The 19,851-nt window shown below is 71.5% G+C and carries 18 protein-coding genes; 9 read left to right on the top strand and 9 right to left on the bottom strand.

What is annotated here, in order from left to right:
- Nucleotides 1–3: 3 nt before the first annotated feature.
- Nucleotides 4–1,155 (bottom strand): NADH-quinone oxidoreductase subunit D, encoded by a 1,152-nt coding sequence (locus AC07DF_RS15635; protein WP_478970852.1) that lies wholly within the window; start codon nt 1,153–1,155, stop codon nt 4–6.
- A gap of 31 nt (nt 1,156–1,186) precedes the next feature.
- Between AC07DF_RS15635 and AC07DF_RS15630 the strand changes: the two genes are divergently transcribed.
- Nucleotides 1,187–1,744 (top strand): PH domain-containing protein, encoded by a 558-nt coding sequence (locus tag AC07DF_RS15630; protein WP_478970850.1) that lies wholly within the window; start codon nt 1,187–1,189, stop codon nt 1,742–1,744.
- A 497-nt stretch (nt 1,745–2,241) separates the two neighbouring features.
- Entirely contained in the window at nt 2,242–3,516 is a 1,275-nt protein-coding gene (locus AC07DF_RS15625) for a PH domain-containing protein (protein ID WP_478971005.1), read from the top strand.
- Between the two features lie 21 nt (nt 3,517–3,537).
- Here the strand turns inward: AC07DF_RS15625 and AC07DF_RS15620 are convergent, their stop codons facing one another.
- Complete coding sequence (locus AC07DF_RS15620; protein WP_478970848.1) at nt 3,538–4,758, bottom strand: hypothetical protein; 1,221 nt, start codon at nt 4,756–4,758, stop codon at nt 3,538–3,540.
- A gap of 115 nt (nt 4,759–4,873) precedes the next feature.
- Nucleotides 4,874–6,022 (bottom strand): alpha/beta hydrolase, encoded by a 1,149-nt coding sequence (locus AC07DF_RS15615; protein ID WP_478970846.1) that lies wholly within the window; start codon nt 6,020–6,022, stop codon nt 4,874–4,876.
- 232 nt (nt 6,023–6,254) lie between these two features.
- On the opposite strand from AC07DF_RS15615, the gene AC07DF_RS15610 reads away from it, so the two are divergent.
- The 6 genes from AC07DF_RS15610 (at nt 6,255) to AC07DF_RS15585 (ending at nt 11,346) form a co-directional block, all read left to right on the top strand.
- Nucleotides 6,255–8,099, top strand: a complete 1,845-nt coding sequence (locus AC07DF_RS15610; protein WP_478970844.1) for a phosphatidylglycerol lysyltransferase domain-containing protein — start codon at nt 6,255–6,257, stop codon at nt 8,097–8,099.
- A gap of 80 nt (nt 8,100–8,179) precedes the next feature.
- Nucleotides 8,180–9,070, top strand: coding sequence for a dihydropteroate synthase (folP, locus tag AC07DF_RS15605; protein WP_478970841.1), 891 nt, complete (start codon nt 8,180–8,182; stop codon nt 9,068–9,070).
- Nucleotides 9,067–9,570: a nuclear transport factor 2 family protein gene (locus AC07DF_RS15600; RefSeq protein WP_382490895.1), complete on the top strand. Its 504-nt coding sequence runs from the start codon at nt 9,067–9,069 to the stop codon at nt 9,568–9,570. The genes folP and AC07DF_RS15600 overlap by 4 nt, the downstream gene beginning before the upstream one ends.
- Nucleotides 9,571–9,830: 260 nt before the next feature.
- The gene (folB, locus tag AC07DF_RS15595; protein WP_478970839.1) at nt 9,831–10,190 is read left to right on the top strand and encodes a dihydroneopterin aldolase; all 360 of its coding nucleotides are present in this window, start codon (nt 9,831–9,833) and stop codon (nt 10,188–10,190) included.
- The gene (gene folK, locus AC07DF_RS15590) at nt 10,187–10,798 is read left to right on the top strand and encodes a 2-amino-4-hydroxy-6-hydroxymethyldihydropteridine diphosphokinase (RefSeq protein ID WP_399024575.1); all 612 of its coding nucleotides are present in this window, start codon (nt 10,187–10,189) and stop codon (nt 10,796–10,798) included. Before folB ends, folK begins: the two co-directional genes overlap by 4 nt.
- Before the next feature lie 59 nt (nt 10,799–10,857).
- Complete coding sequence (locus AC07DF_RS15585) at nt 10,858–11,346, top strand: DUF3180 domain-containing protein (RefSeq protein WP_454364620.1); 489 nt, start codon at nt 10,858–10,860, stop codon at nt 11,344–11,346.
- A 9-nt stretch (nt 11,347–11,355) separates the two neighbouring features.
- Here AC07DF_RS15585 and folE read toward each other — a convergent pair whose 3' ends face one another.
- The 6 genes from folE to dacB all read right to left on the bottom strand — a co-directional run bounded on the left by folE (nt 11,356) and on the right by dacB (nt 19,170).
- Nucleotides 11,356–11,961: a GTP cyclohydrolase I FolE gene (folE, locus tag AC07DF_RS15580; protein ID WP_478970835.1), complete on the bottom strand. Its 606-nt coding sequence runs from the start codon at nt 11,959–11,961 to the stop codon at nt 11,356–11,358.
- Nucleotides 11,962–12,089: 128 nt separating this feature from the next.
- Entirely contained in the window at nt 12,090–14,129 is a 2,040-nt protein-coding gene (gene ftsH / locus AC07DF_RS15575; protein ID WP_478970833.1) for an ATP-dependent zinc metalloprotease FtsH, read from the bottom strand.
- A gap of 185 nt (nt 14,130–14,314) precedes the next feature.
- Entirely contained in the window at nt 14,315–14,875 is a 561-nt protein-coding gene (hpt, locus tag AC07DF_RS15570; protein ID WP_184594965.1) for a hypoxanthine phosphoribosyltransferase, read from the bottom strand.
- Between the two features lie 62 nt (nt 14,876–14,937).
- Complete coding sequence (tilS, locus tag AC07DF_RS15565; RefSeq protein ID WP_478970832.1) at nt 14,938–15,975, bottom strand: tRNA lysidine(34) synthetase TilS; 1,038 nt, start codon at nt 15,973–15,975, stop codon at nt 14,938–14,940.
- A gap of 195 nt (nt 15,976–16,170) precedes the next feature.
- The gene (locus AC07DF_RS15560) at nt 16,171–17,298 is read right to left on the bottom strand and encodes a zinc-dependent metalloprotease (RefSeq protein WP_478970830.1); all 1,128 of its coding nucleotides are present in this window, start codon (nt 17,296–17,298) and stop codon (nt 16,171–16,173) included.
- A 282-nt stretch (nt 17,299–17,580) separates the two neighbouring features.
- Entirely contained in the window at nt 17,581–19,170 is a 1,590-nt protein-coding gene (gene dacB, locus AC07DF_RS15555) for a D-alanyl-D-alanine carboxypeptidase/D-alanyl-D-alanine endopeptidase (RefSeq protein ID WP_478970828.1), read from the bottom strand.
- Nucleotides 19,171–19,249: 79 nt separating this feature from the next.
- Here dacB and AC07DF_RS15550 point away from each other — a divergent pair, with 79 nt between their 5' ends.
- Nucleotides 19,250–19,741, top strand: coding sequence for an inorganic diphosphatase (locus tag AC07DF_RS15550; RefSeq protein ID WP_217556031.1), 492 nt, complete (start codon nt 19,250–19,252; stop codon nt 19,739–19,741).
- Nucleotides 19,742–19,851 lie beyond the last annotated feature (110 nt).

Below are 19,851 nucleotides of genomic sequence, written 5' to 3'. Positions count from 1 at the left end.
CCCCTACTTGTCGATGTCCCCGACCACGAAGAACATCGACCCCAGGATCGCCACCATGTCCGCGACCAGCGTCCCCGGCAGCAGCTCCGTCAGCGCCTGGATGTTGTTGTACGAGGCCGAGCGCAGCTTCAGCCGGTACGGGGTCTTCTCGCCCTTGCTGACCAGGTAGTAGCCGTTGATGCCGAGGGGGTTCTCGGTCCAGGCGTACGTGTGGCCCTCGGGCGCCTTCAGCACCTTGGGGAGCCGCTGGTTGACCGGCCCGGGCGGCAGCTCGGCGATTCGGTCGAGGCAGGCGTCGGCCAGGTCGAGCGCGTTGTGCGTCTGCTCCAGGAGGCACTCGAAGCGGGCCAGGCAGTCGCCCTCCTGCCGGGTCACCACCTTCAGGACGTCGCGCAGCTCACCGTAGGCGAGGTACGGCTCGTCCCTGCGCAGGTCGAAGTCGACGCCCGAGCCGCGCCCGATGGGCCCGCTGACCCCGTACGCGTGCACGGCCTCGGGCGTGAGCCTGCCGACGCCTCGGGTGCGGCCCCGGAAGATCTCGTTGCCGAGCACCAGGTCGTCGAAGCGGTCCATCCGCGAGCGCACGTCCGCGACGGCGGCACGCGCGCGCGTGGTCCACCCGGCCGGCAGGTCCTCCTTGAGGCCGCCGACGCGGTTGAACATGTAGTGCATCCGCCCGCCGGAGACCTCCTCCATCACGTGCTGGAGCTCCTCGCGCTCCCGGAAGGCGTAGAAGATCGGGGTGATCCCGCCGAGCTCCAGCGGGTACGAGCCGAGGAACATCAGGTGGTTGAGCACCCGGTTCAGCTCGGCGAGCAGCGTGCGCAGCCACACCGCGCGCTCGGGGACCTCCATGCCGAGCATCCGCTCCACGGCGAGGACCACGCCCAGCTCGTTGGAGAACGCCGACAGCCAGTCGTGGCGGTTGGCCAGCATGATGATCTGGCGGTAGTCGCGCGCCTCGAACAGCTTCTCCGCGCCGCGGTGCATATAGCCGATCACCGGCTCGGCGTGCTGGATGCGCTCGCCGTCCAGGACCAGCTTCAGCCGCAGCACGCCGTGCGTGGAGGGATGCTGGGGTCCGATGTTGAGCACCATGTCGGTGCTCTCCGCGGCGCCGCCGATTCCGACCATGGTCTCCGTCGTAGGAGTCATGGACACAGTCTCTCCTACGTACGCTGGGCTCATGGATACGGGGAGTCCGCACGGGACGGGGCCGACGGCGGCGGCCGAGGGCACGGCGGGGGCCGTCGAGGGGACGGCGGGGGCGGCGGTCGAGGGCGGGCCGGTGTGGATCGCGCTGCCGCCCGGGCTGCTGAAGATGCGGCGGTTGCTGCTGGTGGTGTGGCTGGGACTGATCGCCCTGGCCGCCGGGCTGCTGCCGGGCCTGCTGGCCGGGCCCGCCTGGGCCGTCTTCGCCGTGCTGCCGCTGGCGCTGATGGCCTGGGGCTGGGTGATGATCGACCGCAACTGGCGTTCCTGGCGGTACGCCGAGCGCGCCGACGACCTGCTGATCAGCCGGGGCGTGCTGTGGCGCGAGGAGACGGTCGTGCCGTACGGGCGGATGCAACTGGTCGAGGTCACCTCCGGGCCCGTCGAGCGGCACTTCGGGCTGGCCAGCGTGCAACTGCACACGGCCGCCGCGGCCACCGACGCGACGATTCCCGGCCTGGACCCGGCCGAGGCGGAACGGCTGCGCGACCGGCTCACCGAGCTGGGCGAGGCCCGATCGGCCGGGCTGTGACGGCGCCCGAGGCCGCGGGGGCCGGCGGCGAGATGACCGACGGGGGCGGCGGAACGGACGGCAGCGCCCCGGCCGGCCGGGGCGGAGTGACCGTCGGCCAGGAGCTGACCGACACCGGCGACCCGGCCGAGGGCGCCGCGCACGTCGGCGGCGGCGCGGCGCCCGGCGGAGCCGCGGTGCCCGGCGGCGGCGCGGTGCCCGAGGGAGTCGGCGCGGCCGGGAGAAACACCCCGGCCGAACAAGACGGCACGGCCCGGAGAAACACCCCGGCCGAACAAGACGACGCGGCCGAGCGAGACGGCCTGGCCGACGGAGATGGCGCGCCCGGGAGAAACGGCGCAGCCGAGAGAGACGGCGCAGCCGGGAGAGACGGCACGCCCGAACAAGACGGCACGGCCCGGAGAAACACCCCGCCCGAACAAGACGGCACGGCCCGGAGAAACCGCACGGCCGAACAAGACGACGCGGCCAAGCGCGACGGCCCGGCCGAGCGGCGGCTGCATCCCGTCACGCCACTGCGGCGGGCCTGGGCGCCGGTCGCCGTGCTCATCGGCTGGGCCGTGCACGACCCCGACGGGGCACAGCGCCATCTGACCCGGCTGACGACGACCACGCTGCTGATCGGCCTCGCCGTGATCGTCCCGGCCGCCGCCCTCTACGGCTTCTGCTCCTGGTGGTTCACGCACTTCGCGGTGACCGGCACCGAACTGCGCATCCGCACCGGCCTGGTGTTCCGGCGCACCGCGCACATCCGGCTGGAGCGGATCCAGGCCATCGACGTCACCCAGCCGCTGCTCGCCCGGGTCGCGGGCGTCGCCAAGCTGAGACTCGACGTCATAGGGACCGACAAGAAGGACGAACTGGCCTTCCTGGGCGCGGACGAGGCACGGACGCTGCGGGCCGAACTGCTCGCAAGGGCGGCCGGTTTCGCCCCCGAGACCGCGCACGAGGTCGGTGAGGCGCCGTCCCGGCAGCTGCTGCGGGTGCCGCCCGGCGTCCTCGCCCTGTCGCTGGTGCTGACGGGCGCGACCTGGGGGTCGCTGGCGGCGGCGCTCGTCGTTCCGCCGGTGCTGTGGCTGCTCACCCACAGCCTGTGGACGGTCCTCGCGGTCGCCCTGCCGCTGCTGGGCGCGGCCGGCGCGAGCAGCGTGGGGCGGTTCGTCGGCGAGTACGACTGGACGGTGGGCGAGTCGCCCGACGGGCTGCGCATCGACCACGGCCTGCTGGACCGGGCCCATGAGACGGTGCCACCGGGGCGGGTGCAGACCGTGCGGATCGTGGAGCCGCTGCTGTGGCGGCGGCGCGGCTGGGTGCGCGTGGAGCTCGATGTGGCGGGCTCGTCCAACTCCGTGCTGGTGCCGGTCGCCCCGCGCGAACTCGCGGAGACCCTCGTCGCGCTGGTGCTGCCCGGGGTGACCGTGCCGGAGCGCGCGGCCCTGTCGCCGTCGCCGCGCCGCGCCCGCTGGTGCGTGCCGGTGTGGTGGCGGGGGTACGGACTCGCCGTCACCGACGCGGTGTTCGCGGCGCGCTCCGGGCTGCTGGCGCGGAGCCTGGCGCTGGTGCCGCACGCCAAGGTGCAGAGCGTACGGATGACGCAGGGGCCCTGGGAGCGGGCCCGGGGCGTGGCGGACGTGTGTGTGGACACGGGCGCGAACAAGGTGGTGCGGGCGCGGCTGCGGGACGCCGACGAGGCACGCGAGCTGCTGGCCCGGCAGGCGGAGCGGTCCCGGACCGGGCGCAGGGACGCGCGGCCGGACCGCTGGATGGCGTGACAGGCCGCCCGGTCCGCCCTGTCAGGAAACCGCGCTGCGCAGGCCCTGCACGTCGATCTGTTCCGTCTCGTCGTGCGCGGTCAGGTCGATGACCTGGCCGATCCCGCGCGCATCCTCGTCCGCGGGCTTGTACCGGGCCTCCGCCTCGGCCTTGTGCAGGGCGAGGGCCTCCTGGCCGACGACATCCGCCAGGTCCTCGTTCTGCACGGCCTCCAGGGCGGCGCGGGACGTCTCCTGCTTTGTACCGAAGAAGTCGAACCCGCCCTCCGTCCGGGGGCGCCGCGCCGGCGTCTGCGGGGCGACGGCCACCGCGGTCGGCACCGTGTAGTGGCCGGGAGAGGCGGGCTGCGGGAGCCGCTCGATCTCGGCCCTGGCGGAGGTGTCGTCCTGGGCGGACGTGCCGACGGCCGGGCGCTCGTGGGCCTCGGCCGCCTCGGACCGCCCCTGCGGCTCGTCCTCGTGCGACGGCGCCCGCCGGTCCGGCTGTTCGTCCTGCTGCTCCTGCGCGGGCTCGTCCTCGTCGTCCTCCGGGACGCCGTCACCGTCGCCGTCCGGGCCGCCGTCCGGGTCCGGGGCCGTGTCGCCGTCGAACCGGGCGAGCGCGGCCGCCGCGCGCAGGAACAGCCGGGAGCCCTCCGGCGAGAAGACGGCGGGAACCGCCGGCTCCTCCTCGGCGGTGAGGCCATCGGCCTGAGCTGCGGCCGCCTCGTCCGCCTCCGCCGAGGCCTCCGCCGAAGCGTCCGCCGTCTTCGCCGCCCCCGCGGTCAGCTCGGCGCGCACCGGTACCGTCGCCTCGATCTCCAGTACCCGGCGTTCCTCCAGGACGCTCGCCCGCTCGGTCTCGGACGTGGCGTACCGGCGCAGCAGCGCGGCGTGTTCGTTGCGCAGCCCGGCCAGTTCCGTGCGCTTGGCGCGCAGCCGCTGCTCGAGCTTCACGCGCAGCTCGCGGGACTCCTCGAGGTCGCCCTCCAGTTCGGCGACGCGCTCCTCGAAGCGCCACTCGTCGCTCGCGCGCCCGCGCGTGAGGTCGGCGACGCGCTTGCCCGCCTGGGCGTCCCAGCGGCGCAGCACGACCGCGCCGACGACCGCCGTGACCGCGGCCGCCGCGGCCAGACCGCGGAGCGCCATCGGCTCCGTGAAGACCCAGGGCCCCAGGGCGCAGACGAGGGAGACGCCTGCGATCGCCGACGGGGGGAGCAGCCTGTGCAGGGGCGGGGAATGGCGGTGACGTCCACGTGGCATGGCCAGAAACTTACCGCGCGTAGGCGAATCATGGTGAGCCACCCCGCAAAACAAAGCCATACCGAAGTGTTCACACCGCATCAGAACTCGACAGGAAGCGGAATCTGGCCTTCAATCAATTCTCAAGATCATTCCCAGCGTTCCCCGAACGGCCCTCCAGCCGCCCGCTGATCCACTCCAGCGTCGCCGGAATCTCGCGCCGCCAGGTGTTGAAGTTGTGCCCGCCGCTTTCGAGGACGATCGACGAGATCCGCGTCCGCCCGGTGTTCTTCACCCGCTCGATGAACCGCAGCGTGTCCTTGTAGTTGGACTCGCCCGCCTTGCTGCTGGTGACCAGCAGCGAGGTATCGGGAGCGGGCCTGTGCTTCAGGTACCACCACAGGTCGGCCCGATTCCGCAACTCCTTGTCACCCTGGAAGAGATCACCCGTGGTGGCGTCGATCGGCGCCTTGTAGTACGCGGAGAGACCCGCCCCCGCGGCATACACATCGGGATGGTGCATGGCGATCTTCAAGGCGCAGTACCCGCCCGTGGAGTTGCCGATGATGCCCAGCCGGCCCGGCTTTCCGACCACCCGGAACTGCGAACGCAACGCCTCGGGCAGATCCCTGGCGAAGAACGACTCGGTCTGCGGCCCGCCCGGGATGTCCACGCACTCCGTGTCCCGGGGCGGCGCCACCGTCGGCCGCAGCATCACGAGGATCGTCGGCCGCATCCGGCCCGCCCGGGCCAGTTCCAGGGCCGTACGCGGATAGTGGAGCTTCTCCACCAGCGCCGACGCCGTGCCCGGGTAGCCGGTCAGCACCACGGCCGCGGGGAACGAACGGGTGCGGTACCGCGGCTGGAAGTACTCCGGCGGCAGATAGACGTACGCCGGGGTGGCGATACGGGTCGTCCGGCCCACGATCCCGACCTCCTGGATCCGGCCGCCGGCCTGGGGCTGCGCGCCACCTGCCCCCGGCACCCGCCGCGTGGCGACCACCTCCAGCGGGCCCTCGCCCCGCGCGTGGTCGACCACCACGCCCTGGTCCTTCTCCTGCCCGAACAGGTCCGCCCAGCTCGCGTAGAACCCGAAGGCCTGATTGGCGGCGAGACCCACCGCGGCGAACAGCGCCAACTGGGTGGCCAGCAGCAGGCCGACGCGCCCGCCCACCATCCGCCAGCCGCGCCGGGCCAGCCGTGGCCACAGCCAGACCGTGCCGGCGAACAGCAGCACGGCCGACAGCACCGCCAGCAGCAGCACCTTGTTGCTCGTGAGACCCATGGGTTGGTTACCTGTCCGCGCTCTCCGCCCGGCCACCCCCGCGACCACACCTTCGCGAGGGCTTGTCCCGGACTTTCCTTGGCCTTTGAAACGGCTTTGACGTGGGGAGTGAACCTCTCCCTCTTAGACACCGTCCTAGAGGGCGCAATGTCGCCGGATGCCCGAATCGGCACCGGATCCAAGGTCTCTCGCAGAACTACGGGATGCGATGTCTGTCAGGACAGATGAGGAAATGTCGGTCGGGGTTCCGAGTCGCAGAGGCGACGCGGCGCCCACGGCCCGGATGAACCGGGTGCGCCAACTGCTGCGCGGCCCGCGCCCCGAGGCCGTCCCCGTCCTGGTCGGCAGAGCATGCGCCCTCGTAGGCGTCCTGGACATCGCCGCGGGCGTGTTCCCGCGCTTCCGCCACAGCCGCATGCACGCCATCGCCGAGGTACTGCCCGGCGCCCTCGGCCCGTTCGCGGCCGCCCTGTCGCTCAGCACCGGCGTGCTGTTGCTGCTGCTCGCCCACGGCCTCAAGCGCGGCAAGCGCCGGGCCTGGCGGGCGGCCGTCGCCCTGCTGCCCGCCGGTGCCGTCGCGCAGTTCACCTACCGGCACTCGCTCGTGGGCGTACTCATCTCCCTGGCACTGCTGGCACCCCTGCTGCGCCACCGCGACCAGTTCGACGCCCTGCCCGACCCGCGCAGCCGCTGGCGGGCCCTCGCCAACTTCGTCCTGATGAGCGCCGGTTCGCTGACGCTCGGACTGCTCATCGTCAGCGTCCACTCCGAGCGCATCGTCGGCGACCCGAGCCTGGCCGACCGCATCACCCACGTCATCTACGGCCTGTTCGGCTTCGAAGGCCCCGTCGACTACCAGGGCAACACCTCCTGGACGGTGGCCTTCTCGCTCGGCGCCCTCGGCCTGCTCACCGCCGTCACCACCATCTACCTGGCCTTCCGCCCCGAGCACCCGGCCGCCCGGCTCACCGAGGAGGACGAGACCCGGCTGCGCGCCCTGCTGGAGCGGCACGGCGACCGCGACTCCCTCGGCCACTTCGCGCTCCGCCGCGACAAGGCCGTCGTCTTCTCCCCCAGCGGCAAGGCGGCCGTCACCTATCGCGTGGTCTCCGGCGTGATGCTCGCCAGCGGCGACCCCATCGGCGACGTCGAGGCCTGGCCCGGCGCCATCGAACAGTTCATGGACGAGGCCAAGGCCCACTCCTGGACCCCCGCCGTCATGGGCTGCTCCGAGACCGGCGGCCAGGTGTGGACCCGCGAGACCGGGCTCGACGCCCTCGAACTGGGTGACGAGGCGGTGGTGGACGTCAAGGATTTCTCACTCGCCGGCCGCGCGATGCGCAACGTGCGCCAGATGGTCAAGCGCATCGAGCGCGCCGGTTACGAAACCCGGGTACGACGTGTCCGTGACCTCGGCGAGGCCGAGCTGGACCGCGTCCGCCGCGCCGCCGACGACTGGCGCGGCACCGACACCGAACGCGGCTTCTCCATGGCCCTGGGCCGTATCGGCGACCCCGCCGACGGCGACTGCCTCATCGCGACCGCCCACAAACAGGACGACCACCCCGGCGAATACGGCGACCTCAAGGCGATCCTGCACTTCGTGCCGTGGGGCACCGACGGAGTCTCCCTGGACCTCATGCGCCGCGACCGCTTGGCCGACCCCGGCATGAACGAACTGCTCATCGTCGCCGCCCTCCAGGCCGCCCCCAAGCTCGGCATCGACCGCGTCTCCCTCAACTTCGCCATGTTCCGCGCCGCCCTGGCACGCGGCGAGAAGATCGGCGCCGGCCCGGTGCTGCGCGCCTGGCGCGGACTGCTCGTCTTCCTCTCCCGCTGGTTCCAGATCGAGTCCCTGTACAAGTTCAACGCCAAGTTCCAGCCGCGCTGGGAGCCCCGCTTCGTCGTCTACCGCGCCTCCGCCGACCTGCCCCGCATCGGATTCGCCGCCATGCAGGCCGAGGGCTTCGTCAACCTCGCCCTCCCCCTGCCGCGCTTCCTGCGCCGCCGCGGCCCGGCCGGCCGCCGCCCCTGCCCCCACGGCACCACGGCGGAACGGAGCGTCCGGGCGGCGTGACCCAAGGCCTTGCCCCCCACACGGGGCCGTCACTTGGGCCGCAGCGCCTGACGGCCCCCGCCTGGGCCTACGCTGAACATATGAGCAACCACAGCGGACGCGGGCGCGCGGCGGGCCTACCGGAATGGGACCGCTGCGCGGTCATGGGAGTCGTGAACGTCACCCCCGACTCCTTCTCCGACGGCGGCCGCTTCTTCGACACCACGACCGCCGTCAAACACGGCCTCGCCCTCGTCACCGAAGGCGCGGACCTGGTCGACGTCGGCGGCGAGTCGACCCGCCCCGGCGCGGCCCGGGTGGACGAGGCCGAGGAACTCCGCCGCGTCATCCCCGTCGTCCGCGGCCTGGCCTCCGAGGGCGTCACCGTCTCCGTCGACACCATGCGCGCCTCCGTGGCCGAACGAGCCCTCGCGGCCGGCGCCGCCCTCGTCAACGACGTCAGTGGCGGCCTCGCCGACCCCCGCATGATCCCCGCCGTCGCCGACGCCGGCGCCCCCTTCGTCGTCATGCACTGGCGCGGCTTCCTCCAGGGCGGCAACGTCAAGGGTGAGTACACCGACGTCGTCAGCGAGGTCGTGGACGAGCTCCGCGCCCGCGTGGAAGCCGTCCTGGCCGGCGGCATCGCCCCCGACCGCGTCATCGTCGACCCCGGGCTCGGCTTCTCCAAGGACGCCGAGCACGACCTCGCGCTCCTCGCGAGCCTCGACCGCGTCCTGCGCCTCGGCCACCCGCTGCTCGTCGCCGCCTCCCGCAAGCGCTTCCTCGGCCGGGTCCTGGCCGGCCCCGACGGCCCGCCCCCGCCCGCACGCGAGCGCGACGCCGCCACCGCCGCCGTCTCCGCCCTCGCCGCGCACGCCGGCGCCTGGGCCGTACGCGTGCACGAGGTACGCGCCACGGCTGATGCCGTACGCGTCGCCCACGCCATCGAAGGGGCGCGTACGACGGGCACCGGCGCAGAAGGAGCACGGTGAGCGCCCCGCACACCGACGTCGAACAGGTCGAGGCCGCCAACACCGCCTTCTACGAGGCACTGGAACAGGGCGACTTCGAGGAACTGGCGTCGCTCTGGCTGACCCCCTCCGACCTGGGCGTCGACGAGTCCTACCACGACCCGGCCGACACCGGCGTGGTCTCCTGCGTACACCCAGGCTGGCCCGTGCTCACCGGCCGCGGCGAGGTCCTCCGGTCGTACGCGCTGATCATGGCGAACACCGACTACATCCAGTTCTTCCTCACCGATGTGCATGTCTCGGTCACCGGCGACACCGCCCTGGTGAACTGCACGGAGAACATCCTCAGCGGCGGCCCCGCCCCCGAGGGCGACGAGGAGCTCGGCCCGCTCGTCGGCCAGCTCGTGGTCGCCACCAACGTGTTCCGGCGCACGCCCCAGGGGTGGAAACTCTGGTCGCACCACGCTTCCCCCGTTCTGGCCGAAACCGACGAGGACGAGGGCGAGGAGACCCCCTCCTGAGTGGGTAGGCGGCTCACAAGGGCCGAACGCGGGACGACGACGTGGTTGGAATCACGGACCCCCGGGTATGGGCGGCTACCAACCCATGAGCCGCCGGGTTCGCCAGGGGAAACGCTGGATGAATCCTGCCCGGCCCGGCCCGGGTGCCCACCCCCGTGGCCCGGCCCCGTCCGGGCTCGCAGGTAGATTCGACTGAGGCCGGTGTGCCGCCCGCACACGGCACGGACCGGCCGTGACCGACGATTGCAGGAGTGATTCGCGTGGATCGTGTCGCGCTGCGCGGCCTGAAGGCCCGTGGGCACCACGGTGTGTTCCCCGAGGAACGTGAGGAGGGCCAGACCTTCGTCGTGGACCTCGTCCTCGGCCTGGACACCCGGCCGGCCGCGGCCGACGACGACCTGGCGAAGACCGTGCACTACGGCATCGTGGCCGAGGAGGTCGTGGCCGTCGTCGAGGGCGAGCCCGTCAACCTCATCGAGACGCTCGCCGAGCGCATAGCCCAGGTATGTCTGAAGCACGAGGGGGTCAAGGAGATCGACGTCTGCGTCCACAAGCCGGACGCGCCGATCACGGTCCCCTTCGACGACGTGACCGTCACCATCACCCGGAGCCGAGTATGACTGCACCCTTCATCAAGGGTCCCAGCGACCCGACCGTACAGCCGGTACCCGCCTCCGTCGTCGACAAGGTCGACGCCGCCGACACCACGCTCAGCAACCCCAAATGGGCCGTCATCGCCCTCGGCTCCAACCTCGGGAACCGACTGGAGACCCTCCAGGGAGCCGTCGACGCCCTCGAGGACACGCCCGGCCTCCGCATCAAGGGCGTCTCCCCGGTCTACGAGACCGAGCCCTGGGGCGTGGAGCCCGGCAGCCAGCCCGCCTACTTCAACGCGGTCGTCGTCCTGAAGACCACCCTTCCGCCCTCCTCGCTCCTGGAGCGCGCGCACGCGGTCGAGGAGGCCTTCCACCGCGTCCGGGACGAGCACTGGGGCCCCCGCACCCTGGACGTCGACATCGTGTCGTACGCCGACGTCGTCTCCGACGACCCGCAGCTCACCCTCCCCCACCCCCGCGCCCACGAGCGCGCCTTCGTCCTGGCTCCCTGGCACGACCTGGACCCCGAGGCGCAGCTTCCGGGCCGCGGCCCGGTCGCGGGCCTGCTGGACGCCGTGACCCGTACGGGCGTCGAACCCCGCAAGGACCTGGAACTCCGGCTGCCCGAGTAGCCGTTAAGGTCAAGACGGCCGCGGAACGGGGCCACCGCCGGGGGAACTGAAGGGACACCGTGAGAGAGCTGCGCATCAGGGTGCTGGTCGGCGTTTTCGTCGTGGCCGGGGTGCTGTCCTGGGCCGGGGCCCGCCTGTGGAACTCGGTCGGCACTCTCCCGAGCGTCCCCCTGGCCGCCCCGATCGTCCTGGCGCTGATCGCCGTGGTCCTCCTGGCCACGGCGCTCTCGCTCCGCTCCCGGCTGAAGGCCCAGCGCGAGCGGCAGCCCGACGCCAAGGGCGTCGACCCCATGATGGCGGCCCGAGCGGTCGTTTTCGGCCACGCCAGCGCCCTGGTCGCCGCCCTCGTCTCCGGCATGTACGGCGGCACCGGCGTCTTCCTGCTGGAGTCCCTCGACATCCCCGCCCGCCGCGACCAGGCCATCTACGCCGGCTTCTCCGTCGTCGCGGGCATCGGCGTCATAGCGGCGGCCATCTTCCTGGAACGCGTCTGCAAACTCCCGGAGGACGACGAACACGACGGCACGGGGGCGGCTCCGACGACGTGACGCCCGGCGTCAGCGCGCCATGATGAGGCTCATCGCCTCGTTCCGCGTCGCCGCGTCCCGCAACTGCCCCCGCACGGCCGACGTCAGCGTCTTCGCGCCGGGCTTGCGGATCCCTCGCATCGACATGCACATGTGCTCGCACTCGATGACCACGATGACCCCGCGCGGCTCGAGAATCTCCATCAGCGAGTCCGCGATCTGCGTGGTGAGTCGTTCCTGCACCTGTGGGCGCCGCGCGTAGACGTCCACGAGCCGGGCCAGCTTGGACAGCCCGGTGATCTTGCCGCTGGTGGCCGGGATGTACCCGACGTGAGCGACGCCACGGAAGGGCACCAGATGGTGCTCACAGGTCGAGTACACCTCGATGTCCTTCACGAGCACCATTTCGTCGTGCCCGATGTCGAACGTCGTCGTCAGCACATCCTCGGGCTTCTGCCACAGCCCGCCGAATATCTCCTTGTACGCCCGCGCGACCCGCGCCGGGGTCTCCCGAAGCCCCTCGCGGTCGGGGTCCTCGCCGACCGCGATCAGCAGCTCCCGAACGGCGTTCTCGGCTCTCTTCTCGTCGAATTCGCCGAGCTGGCCCTCGCCGGCCAGGGTCACGGGGTCGGTCATCTGGGTGCCTCGTTCCTGTGTCCTTCACGTGGCGGCCTGCGGAAATGGCGAAAAGCCGCGCCCCCCAGGCTAAAACCTGGGGGGCGCGGCATCCATTCCGGGCCCGGGGGCCGCCGGGAGAGCTGGGGTCAGCTCTCGGGGCGGTCCTCCGGGGTCCGCTCGGGCGCCGGGGCGGGGTCCGCCGCGGTGCTCTTCGCGGTGGTGATCGCCGGCGTCGCGCCGTTCGTCCCGTTCGTCAGGGCCAGCTCCTTGGGGGAGAGGACCGGCGGGCGGGTGGACGGCGTACGGCGGGAGGAGCCCGTCCAGGCGGGCCGCGGCGGGCGCTTGACGATCGGCGCGAAGATCTCGGCGATCTCCTCCTTGCCCAGCGTCTCCTTCTCGAGGAGGGCCAGGACCAGGTTGTCGAGCACGTCGCGGTTCTCGACCAGGATCTCCCACGCCTCGTTGTGCGCGGTCTCGATGAGCTTCTTGACCTCTTCGTCGACCAGCGCGGCGACCTCTTCCGAATAGTCGCGCTGGTGAGACATCTCACGCCCGAGGAACGGCTCGGTGTTGTCGCCACCGAACTTGATCGCGCCGAGACGCTCGGTCATGCCGTACTGCGTGACCATCGCGCGGGCCAGGCCTGTGGCCTTCTCGATGTCGTTGGCCGCACCCGTCGTCGGGTCGTGGAAGACGAGCTCCTCGGCCGCGCGGCCGCCCAGCATGTAGGCGAGCTGGTCGAGCATCTCGTTGCGCGTGGTCGAGTACTTGTCCTCGTCCGGCAGCACCATCGTGTAGCCGAGGGCGCGGCCTCTCGACAGGATCGTGATCTTGTGGACGGGATCGGAGTTGGGTGAGGCCGCCGCGACCAGGGCGTGTCCGCCCTCGTGGTACGCGGTGATCTTCTTCTCCTTGTCCGACATGATCCGGGTCCGCTTCTGCGGGCCCGCGACCACACGGTCGATCGCCTCGTCCAGCATGTGGTTGTCGATCAGCTTCTGGTCGCTGCGGGCCGTCAGCAGGGCGGCCTCGTTCAGCACGTTGGCGAGATCGGCACCCGTCATGCCGGGCGTGCGGCGGGAGACCGCCGACAGGTCGACGTCGGGCGCGACCGGCTTGCCCTTCTGGTGGACCTTGAGGATCTCCAGACGGCCCTGCATGTCCGGGCGGTCGACCGCGATCTGACGGTCGAAGCGGCCGGGGCGCAGGAGGGCCGGGTCGAGGATGTCCGGACGGTTCGTGGCGGCGATCAGGATGACGCCGCCCTTGACGTCGAAGCCGTCCATCTCGACGAGCAGCTGGTTCAGGGTCTGCTCGCGCTCGTCGTGGCCACCGCCGAGGCCGGCGCCGCGGTGGCGGCCGACCGCGTCGATCTCGTCGACGAAGACGATCGCCGGGGCGTTCGCCTTGGCCTGCTCGAACAGGTCACGGACTCGGGAGGCACCGACACCGACGAACATCTCGACGAAGTCGGATCCGGAGATCGAGTAGAACGGCACGCCCGCCTCGCCCGCGACGGCACGCGCGAGCAGGGTCTTGCCGGTGCCGGGCGGGCCGTACAGCAGCACGCCCTTGGGGATCTTGGCGCCGACGGCCTGGAACTTGGCCGGCTCCTGGAGGAATTCCTTGATCTCGTGGAGTTCCTCGACGGCCTCGTCCGAGCCGGCGACGTCCGAGAACGTCGTCTTGGGGGTGTCCTTGGTGATGAGCTTGGCCTTGGACTTCCCGAAGTTCATGACCCGGGAGCCGCCGCCCTGCATCTGATTCATCAGGAACAGGAAGACGACGACGATGAGGACGAAGGGCAGCAGCGAGAGCAGGATCCCGACGAACGGGTTCTGCTTCGACGGCGAGACCGTGTAGCCGTCCGAGATCTGCTTGTCCTGGAACTTGGCCTGGAGCGTGTTGGCAATCGTCACGCCCTGGTCGCCGATGTAGCTCGCCTGGATCTTCGAGCTGCCCTCGATCTTTACGCCGTCTTTGAGCTCGGCCTTGATGATCTGCTCATCGCCGGTGGTCAGCTTGGCCGAATCGACCTTGTTGTCATTGATCGCCTGGACGACCTGGCCGGTGTCCACCGTCTTGTAGCCGCCGGACGAGCCGACGACCTGCATCAACACGACCACGGCAAGGACGGCCAGCACGATCCACATGACCGGCCCACGGAAGTATCGCTTCACGTCCATCCATACGGAGCGGTGCCGCCCCGTCCCTCCTGCCATAGTGAGTTTGATAAAGGCTGTTCTTCGGACGGTACCCCAGCATTGTCACCTGAAGCTGCGCGGGACGACTGGCGATCCGTCTACGCATGCTCCAACGGCGGGAAGTCCGCTGGGGTTCCCGATCACCGTCACGGCACCCCGGCCGGGATTCAGCCGCCGTACACGTGGGGCGCGAGCGTACCGACGAACGGGAGGTTGCGGTACTTCTCGGCGTAGTCCAGTCCGTAGCCGACGACGAATTCGTTGGGGATGTCGAATCCGACCCATTCCACGTCGATGGCGACCTTCGCGGCCTCGGGCTTGCGCAGCAGGGTGCACACCTTGAGGGAGGCGGGCTCGCGCGAGCCGAGGTTGGAGAGCAGCCAGGACAGGGTCAGTCCGGAGTCGATGATGTCTTCGACGATGAGGACGTGCTTGCCCTTGATGTCGGTGTCGAGGTCCTTGAGGATCCGCACCACACCGGAGGACTGGGTGCCCGCCCCGTACGAGGATACGGCCATCCAGTCCATGGTGAGGGGGGTGGACAGCGCCCGGGCGAGATCGGCCATGACCATCACCGCGCCCTTGAGGACTCCGACGATCAGCAGGTCCTTGCCCGCGTACTCCGCGTCGATCTTCGCGGCCAGCTCGGCGAGCTTGGCGTCGATCTCTTCTTTGGTGATGAGTACCTGCTGGAGGTCGGCACCCATGTCTTTCGCGTCCACCCGCATCACTTTCGGTCGTCCCACCGGCTGAGCGGCCCCTCCACCGATTGCCCGGAGGGGTCGTTGGTTCAGCCTTGCCGAATCACCAGTCTGCCACCCTGCCGCTGGGCCACGACCTTGCCGGGGAGGTTGATGGCTCCCTGACCGCGCCAGCCGGTGATGAGCCGGTCGACTTCTTCGATGTGGCGGGCGAACAGCGAGCCGGCCGGCGCACCGGCCTCGATGGCGGCCCGGCGCAGGATGCGGCGGCGTACGGCGGGGGGCAGGGCGTAGAGCTTCGCGCACTCCAGCAGCCCGGTGGCGTCGCGGACGGTGGCCTCGGCCCGGCCGGCCCAGGCGTCGAGGGCGTCGGCGTCGTCGCGGGAGAGCTGTGCCGTGCGGGCGAGGGCTTCGACGACGCCTTTGCCGAGTGCCTTCTCCAGGGCGGGCAGGCCTTCGTGGCGCAGCCGGGAGCGGGTGTAGGCGGGGTCGGCGTTGTGGGGGTCGTCCCAGACGGGCAGGGACTGGACCATGCAGGCCTTGCGGGCGGTCTGCCGGTCGAGTTCCAGGAAGGGGCGCCGGTAGCGGCCGCCGGCCCCCGAGACCGCGGCCATTCCGGACAGGGAGCGGATGCCGGAGCCGCGGGCGAGGCCCAGCAGGACGGTTTCGGCCTGGTCGTCGCGGGTGTGGCCGAGGAGGACCGCGGTGGCGCCGTGGCGTTCGGCCGCGGTGTCGAGTGCGGCGTAGCGGGCGTCGCGGGCGGCGGCTTCGGGGCCGCCGGTTCGGCCGACGGTCACGGCGACGGAGTCGACCGGGTCGAGGCCGAGTTCGCGCAGGCGCTGGACGACTTCCGCGGCGCGTGCGTCGGAGCCGGGCTGGAGGCCGTGGTCGACGGTCACCCCGCCGGCTCTGATGCCGAGTTTGGGGGACTCGAAGGCGAGGGCTGAGGCGAGGGCCATGGAGTCGGCGCCGCCGGAGCATGCCACGAGCACGAGCGGCGGGGGCGGCGGCTCGTGCGAGGGGGCGTGCCGGAGTGCGGCGGTGGTGCTGTGGTGTTCGGTGAGGAGGTCGTGGAGGACGCGGCGGACCGCCAGGCGTATCGCCGCGACCGCAGGATGGGGACCCATGTCCGGTTCCCTTCATGAAGTTGTCGGGGGGTGAGCCCGAGGTCGGTCACGCAGAGTGTGTAGATGGTGACAGAACCGGGCCGTTCCCCGAGCATTGCACGCCTACCCCTGCCTCACGGTCCCTCGGACGGGTGATTGAAGGGGCGTTCGCCTGCCGTCGGCCGGCTTTCTTTCACGACCTTCCCGCGATGTTCACTACTCGGCCCTGCGATGCACCCGCGCGATCCAGTCCGCCGGTTTGGCGATCTCCGTCTTGGTGGGGAGGGTGTTGGGCGAGGTCCACACGCGGTTGAAGCCGTCCATGCCGACCTCGTCGACGACGGCCCGTACGAAGCGTTCGCCGTCGCGGTACTGGCGGAGCTTGGCGTCCAGGCCGAGGAGCTTGCGCAGGGCCATGTCCAGGCGGGAGGCGCCCTTGGCGCGGCGCTGCTGGAACTTCTCGCGGATCTCCCCGACGGTCGGTACGACGTCCGGGCCGACGCCGTCCATCACGAAGTCGGCGTGGCCTTCCAGCAGGGACATGACGGCGGTGAGGCGGCCGAGGATCTCCCGCTGGGCGGGGGTCTGGACGATCTCGACGAGGGAGCGTCCGCCGTCGTCCTCCTCGGCCTCGGGGCGGCCCCCGGCGAGGGTCTGGGCGGCTTCGCGTACGCGTTCGAGGACGGTCATGGGGTCGACGTCGGTCTCGCCCAGGAAGGACTGGATCTCGCCCTCGAGGTGGTCCCGCAGCCAGGGGACGGCGGTGAACTGGGTCCGGTGGGTCTCCTCGTGGAGGCAGACCCAGAGGCGGAAGTCGTGGGGGTCGACGTCGAGTTCGCGTTCCACGTGCACGATGTTGGGGGCGACGAGCAGGAGCCGGCCGCCGCCGTTCTCCGCGGCCGGGAGCTGCCGGGTGGCGGGGGCGAAGGTCTCGTACTGGCCGAGGACCCGGGAGGCCAGGAAGGACAGCAGCATGCCCAGCTCGACGCCGGTGACCTTGCCGCCGACCGCGCTCATCACCGCGCTGCCCGGGGTGTTGCCGCGCCGGTCCTGCATCTTGTCGAGCAGGGGCTTGAGGAGTTCCCGGAAGCCGGCGACGTTCGCGCGGATCCAGCCGGGGCGGTCGACGACGAGGACGGGGGTGTCGTGGCCCTCCTCGGTGCCCAGGCGGGTGAAGCCGCGGACGTGTTCCTCCGAGGCCTTGGCGTGCCGGCGCAGTTCCGCGACGACGGCGCGGGCCTCGTCCCGGCTGACGTCGGGGCCCGGCCGTACGAGCCGGGTCGCGGTCGCGACCGCGAGATTCCAGTCGACCATGCCGGTTGAAGCACCACCGATGCTCGTCATGCGTCAACCGTACGTGAGCGCCGGCCGCTGGGGCAGGGCGGCGAGGGTGGGTGACGCCGGGTCCCGTTTTCCGGTACTCGGCGTTTGCGGGGTCGGCTGACGCCGGGGTTGCTCGGCCGGTGCTCGGCGTTGTCGGCTGTGCCCACCCGTTCCGCCCCAGCGGAACGACTGCCCACAGCCGGGCGGAACGACTGCCCACAGCCGGGCGGGGCGGGTGGGCACAGCCGGGCGGGGCGGGTGGGCACAGCTGGGCGGAACGACTGCCCACAGCGGGGCAAGCAGCTATCGGCAGCCGCATTCCGCCAGTGTCGTCGCTGCTCTGTCCAGGGCCTTCTGGGCTGCTTCCGGGTTCGTCGTGTCGTTGGCCATGAACGCGAACGCGAGGAGGCGGCCGTCCTGGTCGACCAGGGTGCCCGCGAGGGTGTTGACGCCGGTCAGGGTGCCGGTCTTGGCGCGTACGACGCCGGCCGCTCCGTCCGTGTAGCGGCTGGTCAGGGTGCCGGTGAAGCCGGCGACGGGGAGCCCGGTGAGGGCCGGGCGGAGTTCGGGGCGGTCGGGGTCGGCCGCCTTGGCCAGCAGTGCGGTGAGGAGGTCCGCCGTCAGCCGGTCGGCGCGGTTCAGGCCGCTGCCGTCCTTGAAGGCGGCGCCCTTCAGCGGGAGGCCGAGCTTGCGCAGCTGGGCGCTGACCGCCCGGTCGGCGCCGGCGAAGTCGGCGCGGTCGCCGCCGGCGAGGGCCGTCTGGCGGGCGAGGGCCTCGGCGATGTCGTTGTCGCTGTTGGTCAGCATGCGCTCGACGAGGGCGGAGAGCGGGGGCGAGGAGACCGTGGCGAGGGTCTTGGCCCGGGTGGTGGCCTTGGACGGGCCGGGGGCGGTGGTCTTGATGCCGTGGGATTTCAGGAGGTCCCCGAACCGGTGGGCCGCGTCCTGCGCCGGGTCGGGGACACGGGCGGCCGGGCCCCTCGTCGAGTCGTCGGTGCGGCCCTCGTCGGCCATCAGGGGGCTGACGAGGGCGAGGTTGGGGTTGACCCCGATCGGGTGTTTTTCGTCGCCCGCGTAGAGGGTCGTGTCGTAGGAGAGCGTCACCTCGCGGACGCCTCGCTCGGCGAGGGCTCCGGCCGTGTCGGCGGCCAGATCGCGCAGGCTCGCCGAGCCGGCGGAGTCCTCGTGGGCCGTGAGCGTGGGGTCGCCGCCGCCGACCAGGACGACTTCCTTGGTGTCGGGTTCCAGCGCGGCGCGGGTGGTGATGCGGTGGTCGGCGCCCATGGCGGACAGCGCGGCGACGGCCGTGGCGATCTTCGTCGTCGAGGCCGGGGTGAGCGCGGCGTCCGCGTCCGTGCCGTACAGGCGCCTGCCGCTCGTGACGTCCACGACCGCCGCGGCGGGCCGGGGGCCGAGGGCCGGGTTCTTCAGCAGGGGTGTGAGGGCGTCCGCGAGGGCCTTGCCGTCAGGGGCGGACTTCACCTTGCTGATGCCGCCGAGGCCGGTCAGCACCGGGGCGGCGCTGGGGGCGGGCCGGGGCCGGCCGGGGGCGCCGGAGGTGCCGGAGGTGCCGCCGTGATCTGTGCCACCCGGGCGGTTCAGGGCGGCGGCCCGGTCCCGCTCGGCCGTACGCTGACCCGAGGAGTCCCAGGGACCGGCGGCGGTCACCACACCGGCGGCCAGTGCGAGACCGGCGGTGGCGGCACCCGCGGTGTACTGCCAGGTCTTCGGCCGTGTGAGCCGCGCGACCTGCGGTTTCCCGGCCCGTGCAAGCCGCGCGACCCGTGGTTTCGCGGCCGCGGCGGCCCGGGCCAGACGCGGTCGTACGGCACCCGCGATCCGCACCACGTGCGGCCTCGCGGACCGCCAAGGCCTCAGCTCTGGCACGAACACCAGCCCCTTTCGCGATCACACACCTGCGTGAGGGACACTTAACCACCAGAACTATGTGTTGATCATGGAGGAGCCACCGGTGGAGTTCGACGTCACGATCGAGATTCCGAAGGGTTCGCGCAACAAGTACGAGGTGGACCACGAGACCGGTCGTATCCGCCTGGACCGGCGACTCTTCACCTCGACCGCCTACCCGACCGACTACGGCTTCGTCGAGAACACCCTCGGCGAGGACGGCGACCCGCTGGACGCGCTGGTCATCCTGGACGAGCCGACCTTCCCGGGCTGCCTCATCAAGTGCCGTGCGATCGGCATGTTCCGTATGACGGACGAGGCGGGTGGCGACGACAAGCTGCTGTGCGTGCCGGCGACGGACCCGCGTGTGGAGCACCTGCGGGACATCCACCACGTGTCGGAGTTCGACCGCCTGGAGATCCAGCACTTCTTCGAGGTCTACAAGGACCTGGAGCCCGGCAAGTCGGTCGAGGGCGCCAACTGGGTGGGCCGTACGGACGCCGAGATCGAGATCGAGCGGTCCTACAAGCGTTTCAAGGAGTCGGGCGGGCACTGACCCCTCCTCGACACTCCCGGGCCGCACGCCTGCGCGTGCGGCCCGTTCGTCCGTTTGTGCGCATACTGAAGCTGTGGGGGGTACGAGGCTGACGTGTCGTACAGGGAGCG

It is taken from the genome of Streptomyces sp. NPDC044719 (assembly GCF_056433405.1).
The sequence above is the reverse complement of the archived record's forward strand: the minus strand, read 5'-3'. Positions and strand labels throughout refer to the sequence as shown.

What these genes read in the sequence shown, in the direction of transcription:
- hpt (WP_184594965.1), bottom strand. Translation starts at nt 14,875, where the DNA reads ATGCGGGTGGACGCGAAAGACATGGGTGCCGACCTCCAGCAGGTACTC.
- AC07DF_RS15630 (WP_478970850.1), top strand. Translation starts at nt 1,187, where the DNA reads ATGGATACGGGGAGTCCGCACGGGACGGGGCCGACGGCGGCGGCCGAG.
- folP (WP_478970841.1), top strand. Translation starts at nt 8,180, where the DNA reads ATGAGCAACCACAGCGGACGCGGGCGCGCGGCGGGCCTACCGGAATGG.
- AC07DF_RS15610 (WP_478970844.1), top strand. Translation starts at nt 6,255, where the DNA reads ATGTCGGTCGGGGTTCCGAGTCGCAGAGGCGACGCGGCGCCCACGGCC.
- ftsH (WP_478970833.1), bottom strand. Translation starts at nt 14,129, where the DNA reads ATGGACGTGAAGCGATACTTCCGTGGGCCGGTCATGTGGATCGTGCTG.
- folK (WP_399024575.1), top strand. Translation starts at nt 10,187, where the DNA reads ATGACTGCACCCTTCATCAAGGGTCCCAGCGACCCGACCGTACAGCCG.
- AC07DF_RS15615 (WP_478970846.1), bottom strand. Translation starts at nt 6,022, where the DNA reads ATGGGTCTCACGAGCAACAAGGTGCTGCTGCTGGCGGTGCTGTCGGCC.
- folE (WP_478970835.1), bottom strand. Translation starts at nt 11,961, where the DNA reads ATGACCGACCCCGTGACCCTGGCCGGCGAGGGCCAGCTCGGCGAATTC.
- AC07DF_RS15635 (WP_478970852.1), bottom strand. Translation starts at nt 1,155, where the DNA reads ATGACTCCTACGACGGAGACCATGGTCGGAATCGGCGGCGCCGCGGAG.
- tilS (WP_478970832.1), bottom strand. Translation starts at nt 15,975, where the DNA reads ATGGGTCCCCATCCTGCGGTCGCGGCGATACGCCTGGCGGTCCGCCGC.
- AC07DF_RS15560 (WP_478970830.1), bottom strand. Translation starts at nt 17,298, where the DNA reads ATGACGAGCATCGGTGGTGCTTCAACCGGCATGGTCGACTGGAATCTC.
- AC07DF_RS15620 (WP_478970848.1), bottom strand. Translation starts at nt 4,758, where the DNA reads ATGCCACGTGGACGTCACCGCCATTCCCCGCCCCTGCACAGGCTGCTC.